This is a genomic window from Bifidobacterium sp. B4142, assembly GCF_026537325.1.
In the GTDB taxonomy this organism is placed as follows: Bacteria; Actinomycetota; Actinomycetes; order Actinomycetales; family Bifidobacteriaceae; genus Bombiscardovia.
On record NZ_JAFNMJ010000001.1, the window covers coordinates 139102 to 162358 of the forward strand.

Annotated in this window: 19 protein-coding genes and 1 tRNA gene; 18 read left to right on the forward strand and 2 right to left on the reverse strand. The window is 60.1% G+C overall.

The window, feature by feature from the left end; all coding sequences use genetic code 11:
* Nucleotides 1-45: 45 nt before the first annotated feature.
* Nucleotides 46-312: an HPr family phosphocarrier protein gene (locus tag J3U06_RS00570; protein WP_267431047.1), complete on the reverse strand. Its 267-nt coding sequence runs from the start codon at nucleotides 310-312 to the stop codon at nucleotides 46-48.
* 232 nt (nucleotides 313-544) lie between these two features.
* On the opposite strand from J3U06_RS00570, the gene ptsP reads away from it, so the two are divergent.
* From ptsP to clpB, 18 genes are all read left to right on the forward strand, one after another.
* Nucleotides 545-2194: a phosphoenolpyruvate--protein phosphotransferase gene (gene ptsP / locus J3U06_RS00575; protein ID WP_267444009.1), complete on the forward strand. Its 1650-nt coding sequence runs from the start codon at nucleotides 545-547 to the stop codon at nucleotides 2192-2194.
* 77 nt (nucleotides 2195-2271) lie between these two features.
* A complete protein-coding gene (locus tag J3U06_RS00580; RefSeq protein WP_267444010.1) occupies nucleotides 2272-2718 on the forward strand; it encodes a PTS sugar transporter subunit IIA in 447 nt (148 codons plus the stop codon).
* Nucleotides 2719-2798: 80 nt separating this feature from the next.
* Nucleotides 2799-3071 (forward strand): PTS sugar transporter subunit IIB, encoded by a 273-nt coding sequence (locus tag J3U06_RS00585; protein WP_024626949.1) that lies wholly within the window; start codon nucleotides 2799-2801, stop codon nucleotides 3069-3071.
* Nucleotides 3072-3158: 87 nt separating this feature from the next.
* On the forward strand, nucleotides 3159-4697 hold the full coding sequence (locus J3U06_RS00590) for a PTS ascorbate transporter subunit IIC (RefSeq protein WP_267444011.1): 1539 nt from the start codon (nucleotides 3159-3161) through the stop codon (nucleotides 4695-4697).
* Between the two features lie 218 nt (nucleotides 4698-4915).
* Nucleotides 4916-5488: a YbhB/YbcL family Raf kinase inhibitor-like protein gene (locus tag J3U06_RS00595; RefSeq protein WP_267444012.1), complete on the forward strand. Its 573-nt coding sequence runs from the start codon at nucleotides 4916-4918 to the stop codon at nucleotides 5486-5488.
* Between the two features lie 154 nt (nucleotides 5489-5642).
* The gene (locus J3U06_RS00600) at nucleotides 5643-7169 is read left to right on the forward strand and encodes a C69 family dipeptidase (protein ID WP_267444013.1); all 1527 of its coding nucleotides are present in this window, start codon (nucleotides 5643-5645) and stop codon (nucleotides 7167-7169) included.
* A gap of 39 nt (nucleotides 7170-7208) precedes the next feature.
* Nucleotides 7209-8729, forward strand: coding sequence for a formate--tetrahydrofolate ligase (locus J3U06_RS00605; protein WP_267444014.1), 1521 nt, complete (start codon nucleotides 7209-7211; stop codon nucleotides 8727-8729).
* Between the two features lie 95 nt (nucleotides 8730-8824).
* Nucleotides 8825-8898 (forward strand) — tRNA-Lys (locus tag J3U06_RS00610).
* 660 nt (nucleotides 8899-9558) lie between these two features.
* On the forward strand, nucleotides 9559-10293 hold the full coding sequence (locus tag J3U06_RS00615) for an MIP/aquaporin family protein (RefSeq protein WP_267399268.1): 735 nt from the start codon (nucleotides 9559-9561) through the stop codon (nucleotides 10291-10293).
* Nucleotides 10294-10485: 192 nt separating this feature from the next.
* Nucleotides 10486-10935 (forward strand): PTS sugar transporter subunit IIA, encoded by a 450-nt coding sequence (locus tag J3U06_RS00620; RefSeq protein ID WP_267444015.1) that lies wholly within the window; start codon nucleotides 10486-10488, stop codon nucleotides 10933-10935.
* Between the two features lie 5 nt (nucleotides 10936-10940).
* Nucleotides 10941-11246 (forward strand): PTS sugar transporter subunit IIB, encoded by a 306-nt coding sequence (locus J3U06_RS00625; RefSeq protein ID WP_267399270.1) that lies wholly within the window; start codon nucleotides 10941-10943, stop codon nucleotides 11244-11246.
* The gene (locus tag J3U06_RS00630) at nucleotides 11243-12649 is read left to right on the forward strand and encodes a PTS ascorbate transporter subunit IIC (protein ID WP_267444016.1); all 1407 of its coding nucleotides are present in this window, start codon (nucleotides 11243-11245) and stop codon (nucleotides 12647-12649) included. The genes J3U06_RS00625 and J3U06_RS00630 overlap by 4 nt, the downstream gene beginning before the upstream one ends.
* A 243-nt stretch (nucleotides 12650-12892) precedes the next feature.
* Nucleotides 12893-13624: a GntR family transcriptional regulator gene (locus tag J3U06_RS00635; RefSeq protein ID WP_267444017.1), complete on the forward strand. Its 732-nt coding sequence runs from the start codon at nucleotides 12893-12895 to the stop codon at nucleotides 13622-13624.
* Between the two features lie 230 nt (nucleotides 13625-13854).
* Nucleotides 13855-15201 carry a metal-dependent hydrolase family protein gene (locus tag J3U06_RS00640; protein ID WP_267444018.1) on the forward strand — a complete coding sequence of 449 codons (1347 nt, stop codon included), beginning with the start codon at nucleotides 13855-13857 and terminating at the stop codon, nucleotides 15199-15201.
* An 89-nt stretch (nucleotides 15202-15290) separates the two neighbouring features.
* Nucleotides 15291-16343 (forward strand): glutamyl-Q tRNA(Asp) synthetase, encoded by a 1053-nt coding sequence (locus tag J3U06_RS00645; RefSeq protein WP_267444019.1) that lies wholly within the window; start codon nucleotides 15291-15293, stop codon nucleotides 16341-16343.
* A 131-nt stretch (nucleotides 16344-16474) separates the two neighbouring features.
* The gene (locus J3U06_RS00650; protein ID WP_267444020.1) at nucleotides 16475-17287 is read left to right on the forward strand and encodes a YggS family pyridoxal phosphate-dependent enzyme; all 813 of its coding nucleotides are present in this window, start codon (nucleotides 16475-16477) and stop codon (nucleotides 17285-17287) included.
* 66 nt (nucleotides 17288-17353) lie between these two features.
* Nucleotides 17354-18169, forward strand: coding sequence for a fumarylacetoacetate hydrolase family protein (locus tag J3U06_RS00655; RefSeq protein WP_267444021.1), 816 nt, complete (start codon nucleotides 17354-17356; stop codon nucleotides 18167-18169).
* A 160-nt stretch (nucleotides 18170-18329) separates the two neighbouring features.
* The gene (gene clpB / locus J3U06_RS00660) at nucleotides 18330-21107 is read left to right on the forward strand and encodes an ATP-dependent chaperone ClpB (protein WP_267444022.1); all 2778 of its coding nucleotides are present in this window, start codon (nucleotides 18330-18332) and stop codon (nucleotides 21105-21107) included.
* Nucleotides 21108-21180: 73 nt separating this feature from the next.
* On the opposite strand, the gene J3U06_RS00665 is transcribed toward clpB, so the two are convergent.
* Nucleotides 21181-23256, reverse strand: coding sequence for a hypothetical protein (locus J3U06_RS00665; RefSeq protein ID WP_267444023.1), 2076 nt, complete (start codon nucleotides 23254-23256; stop codon nucleotides 21181-21183).
* Nucleotide 23257 lies beyond the last annotated feature (1 nt).

Here is a 23257-nt window from a genome sequence, read left to right on the forward strand (position 1 = left end):
GCTGCTTAAAGGTCCTTTCCGCTAGCGCCTGATGCGGGCTGTGGGTTATTCGGCCTGGGTCAGCTTGGCCACCAAGGCATCTGCTACGGATCCAGCATCGTCCCCATCGACGGTCACGGTGACCTGGTCGCCCTTGGCGATGCCCAGGCTCATGACCATCAGGATGCTGCCCGCTTCCACAGGAGCTCCATCGCCCTTGGCTATGGTGACCTTGCAACCGCTTGATGCGGCGGCCTGCGAGAATTCCGAAGCGGGCCTGGCGTGGATGCCGACTGGATCGGTGATGATGGTGGATCGCTGTGCTGTTGCCATGATGATCAGCTCTCTCCGTGGTGGGGCCGGCCTCGATGGACCGGCATGCCGGGTTATGGATACGCTGGATATCATACCACGATAGCCCACAGATGCCAGAAATCGATTACCGTTGAAAATAAAATGAATGTGTGTATACTGAACACCGTTGCTCAAAGAACGTTTCCACTTCTGCCTCCGAGTTGGCCCCTAGTTCAGCGCGGACGAAGTGGCAGGCACTAAGGAGTGCGACATGGAGATCCAAGGCGTAGGCATTGGCCGCGGCGTTGCCATTGGCCCGGTCATTCATATGGCGGCCGGACTGGATGTGCCCGGCGATGAGGCGAGGCCTGAGAATCTGATGGCGGATGCTGAATTCGGCAGGGTCGAATCCGCTCTGACCTCGGTCAACAAGGACCTGCTTGCGCGTGCCAAGGCCGCCCAGGATGGGCAGGGGGCCAAGGATGCTGCACCGATTCTGACCGCCTTGGCCCAAATGGCCCAGGACCCGGCCCTGAAGACCTCGATCCGATCCCTGCTGGAGGGTGGCAAAACCGCCGAACGGTCCGTTTATGAGGCCTTTGCCGACTTCGAAGAAAAGCTCCGGGCCATCGGCGGCTACATGGGGGAGCGTGCCAACGATCTGCATGATGTAGGCCAGCGTGTTATCGCCCATCTGCTCGGCGTCCCGGCGCCGGGCGTGCCAGAAAGCGACAAGCCATTCGTCCTGGTCGCCCCTGATCTGTCTCCGGCCGACACTTCCAGCTTGGACATGGCCAAGGTTCTGGCCATTGTCACCATTGAGGGCGGTCCGACCAGCCATACCGCCATTCTGGCCCGGTCCCGAGGGATTGTCGCCGTCGTAGGCGCTCAGGACGCAGCTGGGCTGTGCGACGGGCAGACAGTCATTGTCGATGCCGCCGCCGGCAAGGTGACAGCCGATCCTACCAAGGAACAGATTGAGAAAGCTGAGCAGGCCCGCCGCGATGCGGATCAGGCCAAGGCTTTGCGGGGCCGCCCGGGCCAGCTCAAGGACGGAACCAGAATCCCCCTCCTGGCCAATGTCGGCAAGCCTGCGGATGCCGATCCGGCCCTGGAGTATGGAGCTGAGGGGGTTGGGCTCTTCCGTTCGGAGTTCCTCTTCCTCGGCAACGAGCAGGCGCCCGGTGTCGAGGAGCAGGCTAAGGCTTACCGTGCTCTTCTTGAACGCTTCCCTGGCCGCAAGGTGGTCATCCGTCTGCTGGATGCCGGCGCTGACAAGCCTTTGCCCTTCCTGACCCAGGCCGACGAGCCAAATCCGGCCCTGGGACTGCGTGGCCTGCGCACGCTCAAGGTCCACAGCCAGGTCCTGGAGGATCAGCTGGAGGCCCTGGCCCGGGCTGATGCCGAGACTGATGCAGATCTGTGGGTCATGGCGCCCATGGTTGCTGATGAGCACGAGGCCGATTATTTCGTCCGTCTGGGCAAGAGCAAGGGGCTCAAGCGCGTGGGCGTCATGGCTGAGGTTCCTTCAATCGCCCTGATGGCCGACAAGGTAGCCAAGGTGGCTGACTTCGTCAGCATCGGCACCAACGATCTGACCCAGTACACGCTGGCCGCCGACCGCACGCTGGGCTCGGTCGCCTCCTATCAGACCGCCTGGCACCCAGCCGTCCTCAGGGCCATCAAGCTCATCGCTGATGCCGGTCAAGCCAATGACATGCCTGTCGGAGTTTGCGGCGAGGCTGCTGCGGATCCGGACCTGGCCGTGGTTTTGGCCGGAATCGGCGTGACCAGCCTGTCCATGACTCCGGTCGCCCTGGATGATGTCCGCGCCGAACTGGCCAAGCACACCATGGATGAGGCCAAGGCGCTCGCCGCCAAGGCTCTGGACGGAGGGTTCTATCATCCCCAGGGGTGGTGAGCAGCCGGCCGGATTTGTGCAAATCCATCGGATCCGGTGCAGTCGATCAAGTCAAACAGCACGAGCAAGGAGCAGACATGACAGATTTCCAAGCCTTCCTTCCCGACACATCCTTCGCCTTGGATGTGCCGGCGACTGATTGGCGGGATGCCATTCGCAAGGCGGGCGACAGACTGGTGGCCTCCGGGTTCGCCACCGATGCCTACACGGACCAGATGATCGAGACTGTTGAGAAGATGGGTCCCTACATCGTCATCGCCCCCGGTTTGGCTCTGGCTCATTCCCGGCCCAGCGAGGCGGTCCTGGGAACCGGCCTGAGCTGGGTAAGGCTGTCCACGCCTGTCGAGTTCGGCAACAAGGCCAACGATCCGGTCTCCCTGGTGATTGGTCTGGCCGGACGGGATGAGCATGAGCACCTGCAAGTGATGTCCGCCATCGCCGGTGCTCTGACCGACGCGAAGAAGACCGAGCAGCTGGCCAAGGCCGGCACCCCTGACGAGGTCCGCGCCATTCTTGGATCGTGAAGCAGGACCCGCTTTTGCGGATCCCAGCATGGCAAATACAAGAAGCAGTAAGAAGCAAACAAGGAACAAAGGAGCAACTCATGGATATTCTCTGCGTATGCGGCAACGGAATTGGCACTTCGGTTCTGCTCAAGGTCAACGTGGAGCAGGTGGCATCGGAGCTGGGCATGGATGTGACTGTGACCACCTCCGACGCGGGCAGCGCCAAGGGCACGGCCAACATGAACGACCTGGTGCTGACGTCGCCTCAGCTGGCGCCCGAGCTGGAGGGGACCACGACCCCAGTCGAGACCGTCCAGAATTTCATGGACAAGGACGAAATCAAGGGCATCCTGGAGCAGTACGCCGACTGATGAGTCCGGCGGACATTCATCATCGCCAGGCCGATGGAATACCCGCTCTTTAACTTGACAACAAGAGAGAAATAGTAAGGACAAACAATGAATGTCTTCCTTGCGGTGCTGAACTTCATCAGCCAGGAGATTCTGAATGTGCCCGCCTATCTGATTGGCATCGTGGCGGCCATCGGCCTGATCGCCCTGAAACGGAGTGCGGGCCAGGTCATTTCGGGTGCCCTCAAGGCGGCCATGGGCTATCTGATTCTGGGCGCCGGCGCCACTGTCGTGACCAACGCCCTGGGTCCCTTCGGCAAGCTGGTCTTCAAAGCTACCGGGGCCCACGGGGTCGTACCCACCAACGAGGTGATCGTGGCCCAGGCCTCCAGCCAGTTCGGCGCAGCCTCCGCCTACATCATCGTGCTCAGCTTCATCGTCATGATCCTGCTGGCCCGGTTCACCCCCCTCAAGTACGTCTTCTTGACCGGCCACCATATGGTCTTCATGTCCACCCTGCTGGCTCTGGTCCTTTCGATCGGGTTCGGCAAGGGCAACAACCTGCTTATCGTGCTGATCGGCGCCCTGCTCATGGGCGTGATCATGGTGGCCATGCCCGCTTTCGCCCAGCCTTACATGAACCGGGTGACCGGCAGCGACAAGCTGTCCATCGGTCACTTCAACACCTTGGGCTACGTGGTCTCGGGTGCGGTTGGCGGCGCTGTGGGCAAGAAGTCGCGTTCCACCGAGGACATCGACTTCCCCAAGGGGCTGAGCTTCCTGCGTGATTCCATGGTCTCCACCACCCTGCTCATGGTCATCCTCTATTTGGTCTTCGCCATCTGGACCGCCTTGGTGGTGCCTGCCAAAGCGGCTTTCGCCGTCTTCCCCTCTCATCCGGCCAACTGGGGAGCCTTCTTCATGGCCGCCTTCGCCCAGGCCCTGCAGTTCGGCATCGGCGTGAGCATCATCCTGTACGGTGTCCGTATCATCCTGGGTGAGCTGGTGCCCGCCTTCCAAGGCATCGCCAACAAGGTGGTTCCTGGCGCCCGTCCTGCCCTGGATATCCCCATCGTCTTCCCCTATGGTGCCAATGCATCCCTGATTGGCTTCCTGGCCTCCTTCGCCGGCGGTCTGGTGGCTCTGGTCATCATAGCCGTCTGGCTCGGGCCCGTCTGGGGTCTGGCTCTGATCCTGCCGGGCATGGTGCCCCACTTCTTCGATGGCGGCGGCGCCGGCGTCTTCGGCAACGCAACCGGCGGCCGCATCGGGGCTGTGGTCGGCGGCTTCATCAACGGTCTGCTGATCACCTTCCTGCCGGCCATCCTGATGACGGTTCTGGGCAGCTTCGGCCTGTCCAACGCCACCTTCGGGGATGCTGATTTTGCCTGGTATGGCACTGTGGTCGGCAAGCTGTCCCAGCTGGGCATTCCCGTTGGGGCCGTGGTCCTGGTGATTCTGGCGGTGGTGATCTTCGCCCTGGCCTGTGTCTGGCAGGTCAAGGTGGTCAACACTGGATGGATGCCTGCTGCCAAGCATGCTGAGTTCATCGCCAGTGTCGAGGCTGAAGAGAAGGAGGCCAAGGCTCAGGCTCGCGCAGCCGCCAAGGCCGCTCGTGCACAGGCCAAGGCCGCAAAGGCCGAATAGGCATGCACAAGTTCGCCACATAAGCGCCAGGAGAAAGGTCTTGCTGATTCCTTTCTCCAGTCCAATTTAGAGCCGCCCGGATCATTTCCATGCGGAAGGATCCAGGCGGCCCTTGCACTTTTAGCGTAGGGTGGCGGGATTTATTATGCTGGACGCTGTTCGCGGCTGTTTTCAAGGATGAACTTGACCTCGTCGGCTGGGCGGGCGAGAATCGAATCATGAGGATTATCACTGATTTCGGCACCATTCCCGATCGGTATGCCAAGCGCGCCCCTCAGTCCCTTACCCGCAAGGGACGTCCTGTAGTCTCCTTCCCCTTCCGCCTTGAGGACGTGCCTCAGGAGGCCCGCTGCCTGCACTGGATGCTGGTGGATCCTGACTCCGTGCCCGTGTGCGGCTTCCCTTGGATTCACTGGTCCCTGGCCAACCTGCCCATCGAGGCCTTGCTCGCCTTGCAGCCCGAGGGGACCGGAAGCTCTGTTCTGGCGATTCCCGAAGACTTCTCCAGAAATCTGTCTAATCTGATTCCCGGTGTGCCTCAAGGGCGCACCTCGGCGGCCTCGCCCCTGGTCATGGAGAAGGAGATCGCTGACGACCCCGCCGTGCTTATGCGTTACAACGGTCCTACGCCTCCGGACCGGGTTCATGACTATGTGCTGTCGGTCTGGGCCACACGAGAAACTCTGCCGGGCCTAGAGGAGGGGTTCTGGCTGAATGCCCTGGCCCATGCCATCCATTCCGCCCAGCCGGTGGCCGCAGCAGCTCGGGCCTGGCTGCCAGCTGATGCCTGACCTGGTTGGGGCGGTCTAGCACTAGAGTGAGGCCATGCCCCAAGTGCGCAGACGGCCGTCATCCCTGCCTGCCACGCAGTCGGTTCGAAAGGCATCCACCGACATTCTGACTGGTGATGACGCTGACCGCGATCAGACAAAGGAAGACGCTCATATGCCCTGCACCACGCTTCTGATAGGCAAGAATGCCAGTTATGACGGGTCCACCATCATCGCTCGGAATGAGGACTCGTCCAACGGAGAGTTTCGTCCCAAGCGCTTCGTGTTAGTCACTCCTGACCAGCAGCCACGGCACTACCACAGTGTGATCAGCCACCTGGAGATAGACCTGCCCGAGGATCCCATGCGATATACCTCGGTGCCCGACGCTTTGCACGATCAGGGGCTCTGGGCTGCTGCAGGCGTCAACAGCGCCAACGTGGCCATGTCAGCCACCGAGACCATTACCACCAACGAACGTGTTCTGGGTGCAGATCCTCTGGTTGAGCCCACCACTGCCCAGGGCCGTCCTGGGGATAAGGACTACCTGGCCGCAGCGCCCGGAGGCATCGGCGAGGAGGACTTGGTCACCATCGTCCTGCCCTATATCCACTCGGCTCGGGAGGGCGTTCAGCGGCTGGGCTCCCTGCTGGAGCGCTACGGCACCTACGAGATGAATGGCATCGCCTTCAGCGATGTGGACGAGATCTGGTGGATGGAGACTGTGGGCGGCCATCACTGGATCGCCAAGCGTGTGCCTGATGACTCCTATGTGACCATGCCCAACCAGCTGGGCATCGACGAGTTCGATCTGGACGACGCCTTCGGAGACCAGACCGACCACCTCTGCTCGGCCGACCTGCGGGAGTTCATCGCCGACAACCACCTGGACTTGTCCGTGGAGTCGGCTTCGCCCTTCAACCCGCGTGACGCCTTTGGATCCCACAGCGATTCAGACCACGTATATAACACGCCTCGGGCCTGGTACATGCAGCGCTTCCTCAATCCCTATGACGAGATCTGGGACGGGCCGGATGCCGATCACACTCCCGCCAGCGACAACATTCCCTGGTGCCGTCAGCCTGAGCGGCTAATTACCGTGGAGGATGTCAAGTACCTGCTCAGCTCCCACTATCAGGGCACACCCTACGATCCCTATGGGCGGACCGGCGACGAGCATACCAAGGGACTTTACCGCCCCATCGGCATCAATCGCAACGACCAGCTGTCCCTAATCCAGCTGCGCCCCTACCAGCCTGAATCATGCAGGGCCATCCAGTGGATTTCATATGGGTCCAACGCCTTCAACGCCTTGGTTCCCTTCTATACCAATGTGGATCGCACACCCGACTATCTGGCCAACACCACGGGGCGGGTCTCCACCGACAGCCTCTACTGGTCCGACCGGCTGGTCGCCGCCCTGTGCGACTCGGCCTTTGCGGGCACTTCGGCGGCCGTCGAACGCTATCAGCAGAGCGTAGGCGCTGAGGGTCATCGCATGATCACCGCTGCAGACGAGCAGGTGGCCCGTTTGGAAGGCGCCGACAAGGGCACTGATAACCCAGAGGTTCGCCAAGTGCTGGAGGCTGCCAACGAGGACATGGCCGAACGTCTGCGCAAGGAGACCGACGATCTGCTGAGCCAGGTGCTTTATACGGCCAGCATGGGCATGCGCAACGGCTACCATCTGTCCGACAACTGAGCCATCCGATTGACAAGGATCATAAGGGAGGAGAGCCGCATGACGGGCTTCGGCGATTACGTCAGGCCATACGGCCTGTTTGACAAGATCGATGCCTTCGGCTACCTGAAGGATCTGCGGGATCATCCGGATATGCCGCGCAAGCATGGACGGGTGCTGTTGGTCACCGCCGACACTCCGCTGAAGGCATCGCGGGGAGAGGGCAAGACCACCACCACCATCGCCCTGATCGACGCCTTGCGCGCCCGGGGCGTGGACGCCGCTGCCGTCCTGCGTCAGCCCAGCATGGGCATTACCGCCGCAGGATCCAAGGGTGGCGCCTCCGGTGGCGGCAAATCCTCCCTGACGCATCCTGAGCTGGTGGACTGGGGTCTGTGTGGGGAGATGGCTGCCATCGAATCCGCTCAGAACCTGCTGGTCTCCTTTGCGGAGAAGGCAGTGGACGAGGGGCGGTTGGACACTGTCCTAGTGCCCCGGGTCAGCGAGGTGCCCTCGCGGTCCCTGCGGCAGATCGCCGTGGACCGAGGCAAGGGCGACCTGCCTGAGCGGACCGTGCTGACGCCTACTTGCGAGCTCATGCAGATTGTAGTGCTCTCCCGGAGCATGAAGGAGATTGAACAGCGCGTGGCCGCCATGGTCGCGGGGACCCTGGATGGCCGTCCAGTTACCTTCGGAGAGTTTGTGGACCTCTGGCGTATCACCGGCATCCTGACTGATGCGGTCAAGCCCGCTTTCACCCAGACCTTGGAGGGTTCTCCAGTCTACGTGCATGGCGGGCCATTCGCCAACGTCTCCATCGGCATTCCCAGCCTGGTGTCCGTGGAGATGGCCTGCGCCCGGCACGACGTGGTCGTTGTCGAGGCGGGCTATGGAGCCGATGCCGGCGCCCAGAAGTGGCTGGACATCGCCGCCCGTGAATATGGGGCCCAATGGCCGGCCGCCGCCGTGGTCGTCACACGTGCCACCACCTGGCGGGACGATCCTAAGCTGAGCTGGCGCTATCCCTTCCATGTGCATCGTCTGGAAGGACTGGGCATCCCCACCTTCCCGCTGATCAACCTCTGGGAGGGTGAGGACGAGCAGGTGGAATCCTTGCGGGAGACCGCCGATGGTCTGGGCTTCCGCAGGCCCATCGCTGGCAACCTCTTCCGTGACGGGGGCAAGGCCCTTGAGCCCCAGCTGGACGATCTGATCAAGGCCCTGCAGGAGCCCGCGAAAGCCCAGGCGAGCACGGCCAGCCTGCATGGTATGTCTGTGTCGGATCGGATTCGCTGGATCGCCAAGAGCGCCTATGGCGTGCCGGCTGATCGGGTTCTTGAGCGTGAGGGCTTCCAGGACAGTCTTCAGGCGGCCTCCGACCTCTGCAACAAGGTGGGCATCTCCCTTGAGGATCTGGTGGTGGTGGCGGTCAAGTCGCCAGCTACCATGACCGACGATGACCGGGCCGACCAGGACAGGCGTACGGTCACTCTGAAGAAGGTCGAGGCCCATACGGGTGCCGGTCTCCTGCAGGTGAACCTGACCACTTCCCTGACCACGCCCATGCCCAAGATCGTCTGAGCAGGCAATGTATGGATTCGACGGACCTGTGACGCGCCGTGTTGCGGGTCTGCCGAAACAGTGTATAGTATTTACTTGGCTCTTGAAAGTGCCTTGCCCCTATAGCTCAGTTGGCTAGAGCAGCTGACTCTTAATCAGCGTGTCCGGGGTTCGAGCCCCCGTGGGGGCACAGAGTCAAAGCCCTACAGCCGCAAAGGCTGTGGGGCTTTTTTATGCCCGGGGTATCCGTACAAGAACCGATTTTGTGTGACATCTATGTGACAAAAATCCTGGCAAAAGAAAAACTTTGACGAAGCTAGGGTGTAAAGCCTGTCTATTTATCAACCAGCAGGCTTCTCAAGTCTCCTGCCTACTGCTTTCCCCGCCAGCGATCTCAGCCTTAGCGCGACTTTCCGTGCGCACGCTTGGCATAGAAGCCTGCAAAAACAGCGGTCGGATCATTCCTAACCAGAAGGAGAGTTCGTTAGTCTTGTGTTTACGAATCAAGTGAATAGATGAGTCAGAGGGCGGGAGCTGTTTCGGTGATTTGCCGAGAGTGCGCGATCCGTCTGGGATATGGGTAGCTGCGCGTGGTTCTCAATGCGCTATGATTAGCAGTGGCTGGCATAAGATGTTTACGCCGGTTTGAGTGCAGTCGTGTTGATGGTGACACGTGGTTGGAGCTGGTGCGATATCGGATTTCAACGAATTATTTGAATCAATGCAGATCACGAGCGCTTCTCGGCCTAGTGCCATCACCTTTTATTGAATGATGTCCATGCCTTGGCCCATATGTGACCGGTTGGAGTGAAGGTCCCAAGGCGGCATTGAGAGAGGAGTGAAGGGTCGAATGGAATATTCGCTCATGACCAAGTTGGCCGCTGAATGTGTCGGCACCGCCATATTGATGATCTTCGGGAACGGCGCGGTCGCCGACGTGGATCTGGATGGTACCAAGGGCCACCGTTCCGGCTGGCTCACAATTGCCATGGGATATGGCTTCGGAGTCATGTTTCCCGTGCTCATGTTCGGAGGGATATCCGGAGCCCACATCAACCCGGCCATGACTCTGGGACAAGCCGTCATCGGTATCTTCCCATGGAGCCAAGTACTGCCTTATATTCTGGCGCAGCTGGTCGGGGCGGCCCTGGGTCAGCTGGTCGTCTATGTCTGCTACTTCCCGCACTACCGAATGACCAAGGAACCTATGCCGATTTTGGGCACCTTCTGCACCACTGATGCCGCGGGATCGCTGGTCAATTATTTTATTAATGAGTTCTTTGGCACGCTTGTGCTGGTCTTGGGAGCCCTCTGCTGTCTACAGGGTCCATGGGGGTCTAAGGGGTTGGCTGCCGCCTCCATCGTTGTCGGCTTGATCGTCTGGGGGCTGGTCACCTCTCTGGGCGGTCCCACCGGCCCTGGTCTGAACCCCGCACGCGATCTGGTGCCGCGCTTCCTGCACTGGATACTGCCTGTGCCCAATAAGGGGGACTCACGCTGGGGTGAGGCTTGGATTCCGGTAGTGGCGCCCATCATTGGTGCCATCGTCGGAGCCGCGATTTTCAAGGTTCTTTTCGCTGCCTGATCAATAGTATGCTTCAAAACCCGGGTTCCTTCTCACCGGCCCGGGATTCGACATTTAAACACGCATTTTTAGACATCATATTGTCATGTTGTTATAATGTTTCCGGAGTTCGAGGTTGAAGTTTCGTGGAGGCATTCTTCCACGATCATTCGCTACGGAGCGGATGGGCTTCATCGTATGCGAGGAGGCAAATTGCTGGACGAGTATTTCTCAGAAGGCACCGTGATGTACAGGGACGGCGTAGCCGATTGGGAAGAAGCAGTAGACGTGGTTTCCGGTCCGCTGCTTGATCTTAGAAAGATCAAGCCTTCTTATGTCGATGCCATCAAGGCTTCGATACGCAAACCGGGCGGTACCTATATTGATCTGGGTCAAGGCATCGCCATGGCCCATGCCAGACCTGAGGCGGGTGTTGTAGCCACTTCCCTGTCGGTGCTGAAAGTGGGCAGGCCTTTCTTACTGGATGATTCCCAGGACCACCCGATCAGCACGCTCTTCTGCCTGGCTGCGCAGGACTCCAAAAGTCATTTAAGCCTGATGCAATCACTGGCGACCTTCTTGAGTGACGGGCGGAATCAGGAACGGCTGGGCAAGGCCACGAACGTTGAAGAATTAAGGGCGATTCTCAAGGAAGAAAGGTAATCAATATGAAGATTCTGACGGTTTGCAGCACTGGACTGGGGTCGAGCTTCATAACTCAGCTCAACATCGACAAGGCCTTGAAAGAACTTGGCGTGACCGGTGTCGAGACCGACCATAGCGATCTGGGCTCTGTCAACAAAGGCGATGCTGATGTTATTTTTGTCGGGCGTGACATTGCTGATGCGGCCAAGGATCTGGGTGACGTGGTCGTTCTGAACAGCCTGATTGACATGAAGGAGATCAAAGAGAAGCTGGCCGAGGCTCTCAAGCGCCACGGTCTGGATATCCATGAAGAGGAGCAGACGGCATGAACGGTGCGCTGAAAGTCCTTTTAGACATCTTCCGACAGCCTGCCGTCATTGTCGCCCTGATCTCCCTGATCGGCCTGACGCTTCAGCGCAAGTCTGCCACAGACATCATGAAGGGAACTGTTAGGACGTTCGTGGGTTTTCTGGTTCTGACTGCAGGCGCGGGTGTGGTGACCAACGCATTGACTCCTTTTGGGGATATGTTCCAGCATGCTTTCCACGTCCAGGGCGTTGTCCCCAACAATGAGGCCATTGTCGGTAGGGTCCTGGTCAAATACGGTTCTATTGCAGCACTGATCTTTTTCTTTGGGATGATTGTCAACATCTTGCTTTCGGCAACGTCATACTTCAAATATGTTTACTTGTCAGGACACGTGGCCTTCTATATGGCCACGATGATAACTGTCATTTTCGTCACAGCAGGATTCCCTACCTGGCAGACCTTGCTATGGGGATCCATCGCCCAGGGGCTGGTCATGACTCTTTCCCCTGCGATTGTGCAGCCTTTCATGAAAAAAGTCACTGGCACCGATGATGTGGCCCTTGGGCACACTGGTGGCTCGGGCATCGCTCTGGGTGGTCTGGTGGCTACGCTCACTCGCAGCAAGAAGCATCCATCCAAATCGACTGAGGAGATCAATTTTCCCAAGAATCTGAGCTTCCTGCGCGATACCACGGTCATCGTGGCTCTGTCTATGGCCGTGATCTATGTCATTGTGGCGCTCTTCGCGGGTTCTGCTTATATCGAGAGCAAGCTCAGCGGCGGACAGAACTTCATCGTCTATGTGATCATTCAGGCAGCTACTTTCTCAGCCGGCGTCTATATTATCCTGGCGGGTGTCCGTGTGGTCCTAGGTGAGATTGTTCCAGCCTTCAAGGGCATCAGTGAACATCTGGTCAAGAACGCCAAGCCTGCCCTGGATGTCCCCGTCACCTTCACCTTTGCTCCCAACGCAGTCCTGGTCGGATTCCTGTCAAGCTTTGTCGGCGGCATTGTGGGCATGGCCATCTTGGCTTTGGCTGGCACCACCGTCATCATCCCCGGAGTCGTGTCTCACTTCATGACAGGTGGAGCCACAGGCGTGATCGGCAACGGCGCGGGCGGGCGACGTGGTGCCGTTCTCGGTTCCTTTGTCAATGGACTAGCCATTACCTTCCTGCCCTACCTGCTCCTTCCAGTGCTGGGTTCCTTTGGCAAGGGAGCCGCCACGTATTCCGGCCCCGATTTCGGCGTTGCCGGTCTTTTCCTGGGCTATCTCGACAAGGCAGGTGGGCAAATTGCCATGATTGTGGGAATAATAGTCGTGCTGATCTTGGTCTATGTGGTCTCCTATTTCATGAACAAGCGCAAGAAGGCCATTTCGACTGCTGCTGATGCAGCCGACAAAGACAAGGCCACTGCCTGAGGCTGAAACCTGATCCTGTCTGAAGACAACAGCGATGGCGATGAAGGGCAATGGTGTTCGACGGGCTTTGCGAAATCGATACCATGGCCCCTCCGCAGTCGCTGGATGTTCCGCAGTAGTTTGCTGTAGCGCGTAAACGCGGAGCTTGTGCGATATCGTTGAGGATGACAATCCCCAGTTGGCACGGTAGGCAGGATTGCAATTCATGAATGCGATGAAGTCGGGTGGGGGGTCGGTTCTGCAATGGTAGATGGAATTCCCAAGTATGTATCCGTGCGGGACCATTTGCGCGGAAGCATCAAACGGATGAAGGATGGGGCGCAGCTGCCTACTGAGTCCGAACTTTGCGCACGGTACAAGGTCAGTCGGATCACGGTTCGCCATGCCATAGAAGATCTGATTCGTGAGGGATTGATCGTTCGCAGTCAGGGCAAGGGAACCTTCAAGCTGAAGTCGCCCGCTTCCTCCCGTGAGGTGATCAACGGCCGCATCAGAGGATTCTGGCGCCAGCAGCATGATCTGGGCAGAACGGTCAAGACTCGGGTGCTGGGCAACAGGATTGTCACGAATGCTGATATTGCAACGAAGCTGGGTCTGGAGGCTGATGCGGACCTGATAGAGCTGGAGCGACTGCGCTATGTCAATGGCAACCTGCAGCAATACGTCTGCACCTACCTGCCGGATGCTCAGTTTCCGGAGATACTTGAGCACGATTTCTCCCATGGATCCCTCTATGACTTTATCGAAGGTCGTTACGATGTCAGACTCGCCAGGAACGAAGTCGTGGTTCGCATTGAAAATGTCGATTCGCGGATCGCCGGGTACTTTCATGTGGACAGGGCCCGGCCTGTGCTGGCTATGGACTCCACCGTCTTTGACGGATTCGGTTCGGTGGTGGCATTCGGCGTGGCTCTTCAACCGCCTGCATATTCCGAAATAGAGTTTGTTATCAACAGCGTGCCGGACTCCAGGTGATGTTTTCTGCTCGGAGAGGCCGACAGCGGTCTTTGGCGATGACTTCGGATGTCTGCTGCGTTTCGGAAATTCTGGTCCGAATCATGCTATCAGGCTGCGTCTGAATGGTATCTTCGCCTGCGCGTCAGGCTTGTCAAGCTTGAATGGTTCGTCCTGCCATGGATATTATTGGCCATATATGCCCGATTCCTCGCAATGAGTGCATCGGAGATGGGAAGGCAGGTACGACCATGGGGCGTCTTCAAGGCAGGAAAGAGCGCGAGCCGTTTGTGCTCGAGCATGCCAGTATCGCGACCGGTGATGAAAAAGGCACGGTCCAGAAGGATATGTCTGTTCTGGTGTCCGCGGACGGCCGGATAGAGCAAGTCTGTCCGACCCCGCTGGCCTACGTGCCTTCCGGATACCATCGCATCAACGCTACGGGCAAGTTTGTGGCACCCGGCCTCATTAATGCCCATACCCACCTCTTCGCCGACGGCAAGCCCCTGTCTGGCGGCACGGAGCTGTCGCCGCGTGTGGTCGATGCTGGTTTGAAAGTGGTGCACAGCCCTGCCGGGAAAGTCCTTATGGATGTCAGGATCAAGGGCAACGTTTCCACGCTGTTGAACTCGGGAGTGACGACCATTCGTACCCTGGGTGATGTGGGTTATGAGGCGGTTCGTCTGCGCGACAGGATTGACGCCGACGAGCTGACTGGTCCACGCATGCTGGCTGCTGGCCCCCTCCTGGCGATTCCCGGAGGGCATGGCGATCCTTTCATCGCCCTGTCCTGCTCCTCTCCCGAAGAGGCCAGACGCCGGACCAGGGAGAACCTGGATCATGGGGTCAATGCCATCAAGGTGGCTGCGACCGGTGGCGTCACCGATGCTACCAAGCTTGGTGAGGCCGGCAGCCCGCAGATGACCGAGGAGGAAATGGCTGCCGTCTGCGATGAGGCCCATGAGTTTGGTGTGCTCGTCGCAGCGCACGCTCAGAGCCCGGAGGGGGTCAAGGCCGCTCTCAAGGCTGGCGTGGACACCATCGAGCATGGCAGCGCTCTTGACGACGAGATGATTGGGCTCTTCCTCGACAATCCGCGCTCGCTTCGCGGCTTCTCGGCCTTGGACCCCACCTTGTCCGCTGGCCTGCCTCTGGTCAAGGTCAGCCAGCAGGAGCTGGGGATCAGCGACATAGTTCGAGGCAATTCCGAGCTGGTAGTCGACGGCATGGTCAAGAGCGCTAAGCAGGCCCACGAGAACGGCATTGCCGTCGGCGTTGGCACCGACACCGGCATGACCTTCGTGCCCCAGTACGGCACTTGGCGTGAGCTGGATTATCTGGTGCGGTACGCTGACTTCACTCCAGCGCAGGCCTTCCACGCCGCAACTCAGGTCAATGCCCGAAACCTGGGCTTCGACAATATCACTGGCTCGGTCGACACGGGCAAGGATGCGGATCTGATCGTCCTTGACGAGGATCCTGCCAAGAATGTGCGGACCTTGGCTGACCCCAAGCTGGTAATCGTCCGTGGCAAGCCGGTCTGGCGGCCTGAAGTCGAGCACTTCAAGGAGATCGATCGCCTGCTTGACAGCTTCTGATCATTAGTATCGGAACCATTCGGAGGCGTGCACTAGTTTGGCTCACTGATAGCTCCCCTGATGACCAGGTGGTATGCAAGCATGTCGGTATGCACAAGGGAGAACCGAGAATGGACCAGGTCGGCCAGACCAAGGTCGTAGGAAGGTTGGCCCCTTCGCCGACTGGGCGGATGCATATAGGCAATATCTATGCCTGTCTGGCGGCCTGGCTGGGTGTCAGGTCGCAAGGGCCTGGTGGGGTTCTGCGGCTCCGCATCGAAGATATAGATACGCCGCGGGTGGTCGAGGATGCTGATCGTTGGATCATGGATGACCTGGCCTGGCTGGGGTTGGGTTGGGACGGCGAGGCGGTCTACCAGTCCCAGCGCGCCGATATCTATAGTCAGGCATTGAAGCTACTGGAATCCCAGCAATTGATCGGCGGGCAGCCTCTGGTTTATCCATGCTTCTGTTCGCGGGCCGATATTCGTGCAGCATCAGCGCCGAATGAAGGTGACGGGTTCATCGTCTACCTGGGCACTTGCCGAGGACTTTCCCATCAGACAATCAGTGAAAGGCTGGCTCGGGGGCAGAGGCACAGCCTCCGAATCGCGGTCCCTGATCAGTCCGACGAGCCGGATGCCACCTGTCGCTTCGACGATCTGATCTATGGCCCGCAGTCCTTCAATCTGCCCAGGCAGGTCGGCGATGTGGTCGTCAGACGTTCGGACGGCTTGGTTTCCTACCAGTTGGCAGTGACGGTGGATGACCTGGCCACGGGTGTCAATCAGATTGTGCGGGGAAGGGACCTGCTAAGGTCAACAGCCATCCAGATGTGGATCCGGCACCATCTCCAACCGCAGGCTCCTGGTGTTCAGTATGCCCATTTGCCGCTGATCGATGGCGTAGACGGCAGGAGGATGTCCAAGCGCTTTGGATCGCCGGACCTGGGGTCACTCAGAAGAGACGGCTGGTCGGCCAGGCAGGTGTTGGGAGTCTGCGGCTGGCTCCTGGGTCTCTTGCAACGGCCCAGACCTGCAAGCGCACAGGAATTGCTGGATGGTTTCACGTGGAACACACTGGCTGCTGACCGCGAAGACCGGCAGCTGGACCTGAGCGACCCAAACGAGCTGACCGTTTCTGATGTGAAGCCGAGTTTGTAGGTTCTTCTAACTCGAGTTTTGTCGCTTGTTCACGGCCTCCGCTTTCTCCCGGGGCTGTGTATTTGCCGGTATGAGCCACTGGCTACCATGGCCTCAGTCAAGGTTTCCGGATTTTAAGGAGGTAGCGGGTCATGGTCGCCTATATGGACCACAAGGATCTGGGCAATCGCCGGATCAGCCGGGAACGTGCCGCGCAGATCGCAGATGGGGTCAAGCGTGTGTCTGACAGGATCGCCAAAGCGGAGGGCTCAGCCGGCCGAAAAGAAGGCTCGGTGACTCTGTTGGCGGCCACCAAGACCCGCGATGTGGGCGAGATCATGGCAGCCATCGATGCCGGGGTGCAGCGGATCGGCGAGAACCGTCCCCAGGAGGTCACCGCCAAGGCCCAGGGATTGCTGGAGCTCTGTCGGGACAGGGGATTGGTCCTTGGCACCGACGCTGCGGGCAGAGATTCATCCAGCGTGGGTTTCCGTCTGATCGGGCAGCTCCAATCCAACAAGATCAATAAGATCCTGCCATATGTCGACACGGTCGAGTCGGTCGACGGGCCTTCCTTGGCTCGGAAGCTGGCCACGCGGGCACTGGCTGCGGGCAGGACCGTGGGCATACTCCTGGAGGTCAACGAGTCCGGCGAGCAGGCCAAGTCGGGATGCGCCCCCGACCAGGCCTTGGATCTGGCCTATGAGCTGGCTGCTATGGAGGGGATTCAGCTTAAGGGTCTGATGACCGTCGGTGCACATGTGGACGACGAGGCCGTCATCAGGAGCGGATTCGCCCATTTGCGTGGTTTGCGCGACCGCATCAGGGATTCGGGGGAGTCTGGCACCGGCACCTGCACCATGCTGTCCATGGGGATGACCGGAGACATGGAGTATGCGGTGGCTGAGGGGTCGACCGAGGTTCGTGTAGGTACAGCCATTTTCGGCCCGCGGGCTTTTATCTGACCAGCCGCTGTCTGTTTGGGAGCCTGATTCTCTTAAGAGGCCCGGCCTGGGGCTAGACTGTGCCCTATGAGAATCGCGCGTTTTTCCTACAAGGACACCCCACGATACGCTTTCGTCCAAACCGACAAGTATGACGGCAAGGATTACCTGGTCGAGCTAAGAGGCTACCCCTTGACTGGCCAGCAGGTCGAACCCACCGGCAAGCGTTACCCCCTGGACGACGAGGATGTGCGGCTGCTGGCCCCGGTCATCCCCTCCAAGATCTACGGAGCGGCCAAGAACTACCGCGCCCACGCCGCCTACATGGCTGAGCATGGCCAGTCCTCGAACCCGGAGCCTCCGGAAAAGCTCATGCTCTTTATGAAGCCCTCCACCTCGGTCATTGGCCCTGACGACCCCATTGTCAAGCCCTCCTGCAGCAAGGACATGAACTATGAGCCAGAGGTAGCCGTCGTCATAGGCAGGATGGCCCGGAAGGTGAGCGTCAACGAGGCTATGGACCATGTGCTGGGTTACACCTGCGTCAACGATGTGACCCTGCGTGACCTGCAGAAGAACGACCCCATGTGGACCCGTTGCAAGGGCTTTGACACCGCCTGCCCTCTTGGGCCCTGGATCGAAACCGACCTGGACTACCGGGATGCGAAGGTCTCTTTCAAGCTCAACGGGGAAGAGGTGCCTGAGGCCAGGGGCACCACCGCTGACCTGATCCACTCCATCCCTGAGCAGATCGCCTTCATCTCCAGCTTCGCGACCCTACTGCCCGGCGATGTCATCATGACCGGTACCCCAAACGCCACAGGTTCGTTGAAAAACCGCGACGAAGCTACTGTCCAGGTGGAGGGAATCGGCTACCTGCGCAATGTGGTCATCGACGAGTAGCAAATAACAGGAGAACAAGCGACATAAAAACTTGAGTCATTTAGGCTCAAGTTTGGGAATAGGTGTCCTCCTTTCGCTGTTGTAGAAGACAGATGAACCCGTGACGGGGTCTGGTCGAGTGATTCGGCTGGTCCCGCCGAAGAATGTTGGAGGATGCTCTATGAACGAAAACTTCACCACCATGGCTCAGCAGGCCATCGGCGATGCTATCCAGTCGGCCTCGGCGGCCGGCAACCCCCAGGTGGATGTGCTCCATCTGTTGGACTCTCTGCTGCGTCAGCAGTCCGGCGTGGTGCCTGGGCTGATCCAAGCGGCCGGTGGTGACAGCCAACGGGTCGGAGCCGAGGTCCGTCAGGCCTTGGTGGCTCTGCCATCGGCCAGCGGATCTACGGCCTCGCAACCCGATGCCAGCCGTCAGCTCAGCATGGCTTTGGCCCAGGCTGAGAAGGAAATGCAGGCCATGGGGGATGAATACGTCTCCACCGAGCACCTGCTTATCGCCATCGCCCAGGGTCCCTCGCAGGCCGCCGATATTCTGAATCGGAACGGGTTGCAGGCTGATACCCTGCGCAAGGCCGTGCCCCAGGTGCGCGGCGGCGCCAAGGTGACCAGCCCGGATGCTGAGGGCACCTACAAGGCCCTGGAGAAGTACTCCACCGATCTGACCGCACAGGCCAAGGAGGGCAAGCTGGATCCAGTCATCGGCAGGGACCAGGAGATTCGTCGTGTCATGCAGATCCTTTCCCGGCGTACCAAGAACAACCCTGTCCTCATCGGAGAGCCCGGCGTGGGCAAGACCGCTGTGGTCGAGGGCCTGGCTGAGCGTATCGTGGCGGGCGACGTACCCACCACCCTGCAAGGTAAGAAGCTGATCTCCCTGGATCTGAGCTCCATGGTGGCTGGCAGCAAGTACCGTGGCGAATTCGAGGAACGACTCAAGGCCGTCCTCAATGAGATCAAGAGCGCCAACGGCCAGGTCATCACCTTCATTGACGAGATCCACACCATCGTCGGTGCTGGTGCCGCCGAGGGATCCATGGATGCGGGCAACATGCTCAAGCCCATGCTGGCCAGGGGCGAACTGCGCTTGATCGGCGCCACCACCTTGGACGAATACCGTGAAAACATCGAGAAGGATCCGGCTCTGGAGCGCCGCTTCCAGCAGGTCTTCGTGGGCGAGCCCTCCGTGGAGGACACCGTGGCCATCCTGCGTGGTCTCAAGCAGCGTTATGAGGCCCACCACAAGGTGACCATCGGGGATGATGCCCTGGTGGCTGCGGCCACCCTTTCCAACCGGTATATCTCGGGTCGTCAGCTGCCAGACAAGGCCATCGACCTGGTTGACGAGGCCGCTGCACATCTGCGGATGGAGCTGGACTCCCAGCCTGAGGAAATCGACGAGCTTCAACGTCGCGTCACCCGTCTGGAGATGGAGGAGATGCAGCTGAAGAAGGCTGATGACCCGGCCTCCAAGGACCGTCTGAGCAAGTTGCAGGCCGAGCTGGCGGACTCCCGCGAAAAGCTGGGCGGCCTCAAGGCCCGCTGGGAGAACGAGAAGGCTGGCCATAACAAGGTCGGTGACCTGCGTGCTCAGCTGGACGCCAAGCGGGTCGAGGCCGACAAGGCCACCCGCGAAGGTGATCTGGAGAAGGCCTCCCGCATTCTCTACGGGGAGATTCCAGGCATTCGCAAGCAGTTGGCCCAGGCGGAGAACGCCGCCGAGCAGGCTAAGAACGCCTCCAATGATGCTGGTCCCGATGGGGCTGACATCGCTGGGGGGGCAGCCCAGGAGCCCATGGTTCCTGACCATGTTGATGCGGATTCCGTAGCGGAGATCGTCTCTGATTGGACCGGCATCCCTGTGGGGCGGCTCATGGAGGGCGAGAATGAGAAGCTCTTGCATATGGAGGACTACCTGGGCAAACGGGTGGTCGGCCAGAAAGAGGCCATCCATGCAGTTTCCGACGCGGTCCGGCGCTCGCGTGCCGGCATCGCCGACCCTGACAGGCCCACCGGATCCTTCATGTTCCTGGGCCCCACCGGCGTGGGCAAGACGGAGCTGGCCAAGGCCTTGGCCGACTTCCTCTTCGACGACGAGAAGGCCATGGTCCGCATCGACATGTCAGAGTACATGGAGAAGGCCTCGGTCTCCCGGCTGATCGGCGCTGCTCCCGGCTACGTGGGCTATGAGGAGGGCGGCCAGCTGACCGAAGCCGTGCGTCGGCGGCCCTACTCGGTGGTACTCTTCGACGAGGTGGAGAAGGCCAACCCTGAAGTCTTCGATCTGCTCCTGCAGGTTCTGGACGACGGCAGGCTGACTGACGGCCAGGGCAGGACGGTGGACTTCAAGAACACCATCCTGATCATGACCTCCAACCTTGGCTCGCAGTTCCTGGTCCGGGACGACCTGGATGAGGAGGCCAAGCGCAAGGCCGTCATGGATGCTGTCCACGCCAACTTCAAGCCCGAGTTCATCAACCGGTTGGATGATCTGGTCATCTTCCATCCGCTGACCCGCGACGAGCTGGGTTCCATTGTGGATATCCAGGTCCGGCAAGTGGCCCAGCGGCTGACCGATCGGCGTATCACCCTGGATGTCACCGACTCCGCTAGGGAGTGGCTGGCCAACGTGGGCTACGATCCGGCCTTCGGCGCCCGTCCTTTGCGTCGGCTGGTGCAGACCGAGGTGGGCGACCAACTGGCTAGGATGCTGCTTGCCGGGAAGGTCCACGACGGTGACACGGTCCTAGTGGACCAAACCGGCGGCGACCATCTGGAACTGACTGCCTGGCCCACCGAGAATCTGGTCGATGATTCGGTCAAGGTCGATGGTGTGACGGCTGACGGTGATGCTGATGCCGACGATGCCGGACGCGATGGTGGCCGTGGCCGTCATGCTGCGCGTGGCGATGACCAAGGTCAGGGCCAGACTCACTGAGATCAATCAGGGTCGGTACCGGGATAATCTCCAGGTGCCGGCCCTTTTACGTTAGCTGCCGTGCTCTGTGGATTCAGTCCATAGCAGCAGCTGGGTCCCTGCCCTTTTGCATGGGCTTCCACTGGCTGTCAACGATGATCTGGGGGCGTCGTGCCGCGACTGTCGGAAGCTGGTCCGTGTCGATCAGGGCGAGGTGCAGCCAGCGACGGCGCAGGCGCCGCAACCGGTGCAGACGACGAACGTTGAGCATGGCTAGGATGGAGGACAGAGCCCCTGTTACCGCTGCGATCATGGGGTTGAGCATCCAGCCTAGGAAGGGTTGGCAGATTCCGGTAGCAATGACCAGGGCGATGACGTTGTAGACAGTGGACCAGGTCAGGTTCTCCCTGATGACCTGGGTGGTGGCTCGGCTCAGTTCTATGGCCCTACTGGTTCCGTCCAAGTCGCCCTGCTGCAGGATAAGGTCCGGCTGTGGCAGGTCGATGTCGTCTGCGGCTTCGTCCGTGTCAGCCTGAAGTTTTGGACCCAAAGCGATGTCCACCTGAGCCCTGGCCGTCAGTTCGGGATCCGCTGTGGTCCCAGCTGCCAGGGCCACCAGGCTGGTTCGGCCCTGCTTTGGGGCGGATGCTGGGTCTTGACCTGTCTGATCAAGTGGGATGCCCCTGTTGGTCCGGGTCAGGTCGTGATTGAGCCGATCCATGCATTCGCGCTTGCGCTCGGGGGTCAGCCGGGTGATCAGCATATCCGCGCCCGCCTGGCGGGCTGCCCGCTCAATCCTGTCGTCCGGCTGGCGGCTCCCGTCCAGGATCAGGCTGCTTACTCGCAGGGCGCGTAGATGGGTGGCGGTCCGGGTCAGGGATTCCGTGTGGACACCCTGGCCCTCCGCGTCGTCGGGATCCAGTAGAGAGGAGTCATCCAGAATCAGGGTGTGCACCCGGCCCAGGTGGTTCATGGCCCGTGGCGAGGTGAAGAGCAGACCGTGTGCCAGACCCGTCTCCAGGCTGGTTCGGAAGGCCATGGGGATGGTCATGGCTGCGACGGCGGGGCAGGCGATGGTCAGTACACAGACGGCATTGCCTACAGCATGGGCCAAGTGGGGCTGCGGGCCCAGCATGAGCCAGAGCATGAAGGTCCAGACGGCCAGAATCATGATCAGGGCGATGGCTGTGTGGACGATACGATCCATCCTGCGCATAGCGGGGGATCGCTCGGCCAGGGCCTGGGGGATGATCTTCACGAGCCTGGCTGCATAGGTGTTGTCGCCGGCGGCATCCACTCGGATGGACAGTCGACCCTCGAGGATCTTGCTGGAGGCCAGGATTCGATCGCCGGGTCCGCACGGCCGGGGTCTGTCATCACCTGTCAGCTCGCTGTCGTCCACCAAGGCCGATCCTGACTCCACAAGCCCATCGGCCGCTGGGCGCTCGCCTGTGCGTACCAGAAGCAGGTTGCCTGGGCGGATCTGGTCACGTGCAAGTATCTGGGCGGGGACTGTCTGAGGATGCTGAGAATCGGCCACCAGACCTGAGGCTGGGCGGATCTCCGTCAGGTGGTTCAAGGAAGCCACCAGGGAGGCTTCCATTCTGGTGCCGATGACCCGGGCCAGTAGCAGGAGGGTGATGACCACGCCGACCAGATCGAAGTAAGGGGATCGGGAGCCTTCCGGCAGCAGGGATCCAGCCAGGCAGGTAGCCAGGCTGTATAGGTAGGCCAGGCTTGTGGCCAGCGCGGCCAGGAGATCGGGGCTGCAGCGGTGCTCGGTCATGGCCTTCCACCCGCCTGTGAGTGTTTCACGGCCGCCGTAGAAGATGACCGGGGCTATCAGAATAGCCTGGACCGTGGGGCTGGTCAGCCAAGAAGGAATCAGATCGGGGCCGAAGCGATCGAACAGATCCAGAACTAAAACAGGCGCAGTCAGCAGGGCACTTACGATGGTTGGCCTGAGCAGGCGGTGGCTGCGAGAATCCAGATCAGCCCCCCATTCGCCCCAGTCCTCCGGATCATGCCAGGGGCGGTTGGCTGGGGAGTCTGCGGCTGCATCCTGGTCGCTGGCATGAGCCGACGGCATGAGGAAGTACCAGATGATCAGCCAGGTGACCGCACAGGCCACGACCAGATCTGCTATCGCCAGGAAGATATCGACACCCACG

Bases quoted from the DNA above. Each gene is read 5' to 3' on its own strand.
- J3U06_RS00570 (WP_267431047.1), bottom strand. From the start codon at position 312: ATGGCAACAGCACAGCGATCCACCATCATCACCGATCCAGTCGGCATC.
- ptsP (WP_267444009.1), top strand. From the start codon at position 545: ATGGAGATCCAAGGCGTAGGCATTGGCCGCGGCGTTGCCATTGGCCCG.
- J3U06_RS00580 (WP_267444010.1), top strand. From the start codon at position 2,272: ATGACAGATTTCCAAGCCTTCCTTCCCGACACATCCTTCGCCTTGGAT.
- J3U06_RS00585 (WP_024626949.1), top strand. From the start codon at position 2,799: ATGGATATTCTCTGCGTATGCGGCAACGGAATTGGCACTTCGGTTCTG.
- J3U06_RS00590 (WP_267444011.1), top strand. From the start codon at position 3,159: ATGAATGTCTTCCTTGCGGTGCTGAACTTCATCAGCCAGGAGATTCTG.
- J3U06_RS00595 (WP_267444012.1), top strand. From the start codon at position 4,916: ATGAGGATTATCACTGATTTCGGCACCATTCCCGATCGGTATGCCAAG.
- J3U06_RS00600 (WP_267444013.1), top strand. From the start codon at position 5,643: ATGCCCTGCACCACGCTTCTGATAGGCAAGAATGCCAGTTATGACGGG.
- J3U06_RS00605 (WP_267444014.1), top strand. From the start codon at position 7,209: ATGACGGGCTTCGGCGATTACGTCAGGCCATACGGCCTGTTTGACAAG.
- J3U06_RS00615 (WP_267399268.1), top strand. From the start codon at position 9,559: ATGGAATATTCGCTCATGACCAAGTTGGCCGCTGAATGTGTCGGCACC.
- J3U06_RS00625 (WP_267399270.1), top strand. From the start codon at position 10,941: ATGAAGATTCTGACGGTTTGCAGCACTGGACTGGGGTCGAGCTTCATA.
- J3U06_RS00630 (WP_267444016.1), top strand. From the start codon at position 11,243: ATGAACGGTGCGCTGAAAGTCCTTTTAGACATCTTCCGACAGCCTGCC.
- J3U06_RS00635 (WP_267444017.1), top strand. From the start codon at position 12,893: ATGGTAGATGGAATTCCCAAGTATGTATCCGTGCGGGACCATTTGCGC.
- J3U06_RS00640 (WP_267444018.1), top strand. From the start codon at position 13,855: ATGGGGCGTCTTCAAGGCAGGAAAGAGCGCGAGCCGTTTGTGCTCGAG.
- J3U06_RS00645 (WP_267444019.1), top strand. From the start codon at position 15,291: ATGCACAAGGGAGAACCGAGAATGGACCAGGTCGGCCAGACCAAGGTC.
- J3U06_RS00650 (WP_267444020.1), top strand. From the start codon at position 16,475: ATGGTCGCCTATATGGACCACAAGGATCTGGGCAATCGCCGGATCAGC.
- J3U06_RS00655 (WP_267444021.1), top strand. From the start codon at position 17,354: ATGAGAATCGCGCGTTTTTCCTACAAGGACACCCCACGATACGCTTTC.
- clpB (WP_267444022.1), top strand. From the start codon at position 18,330: ATGAACGAAAACTTCACCACCATGGCTCAGCAGGCCATCGGCGATGCT.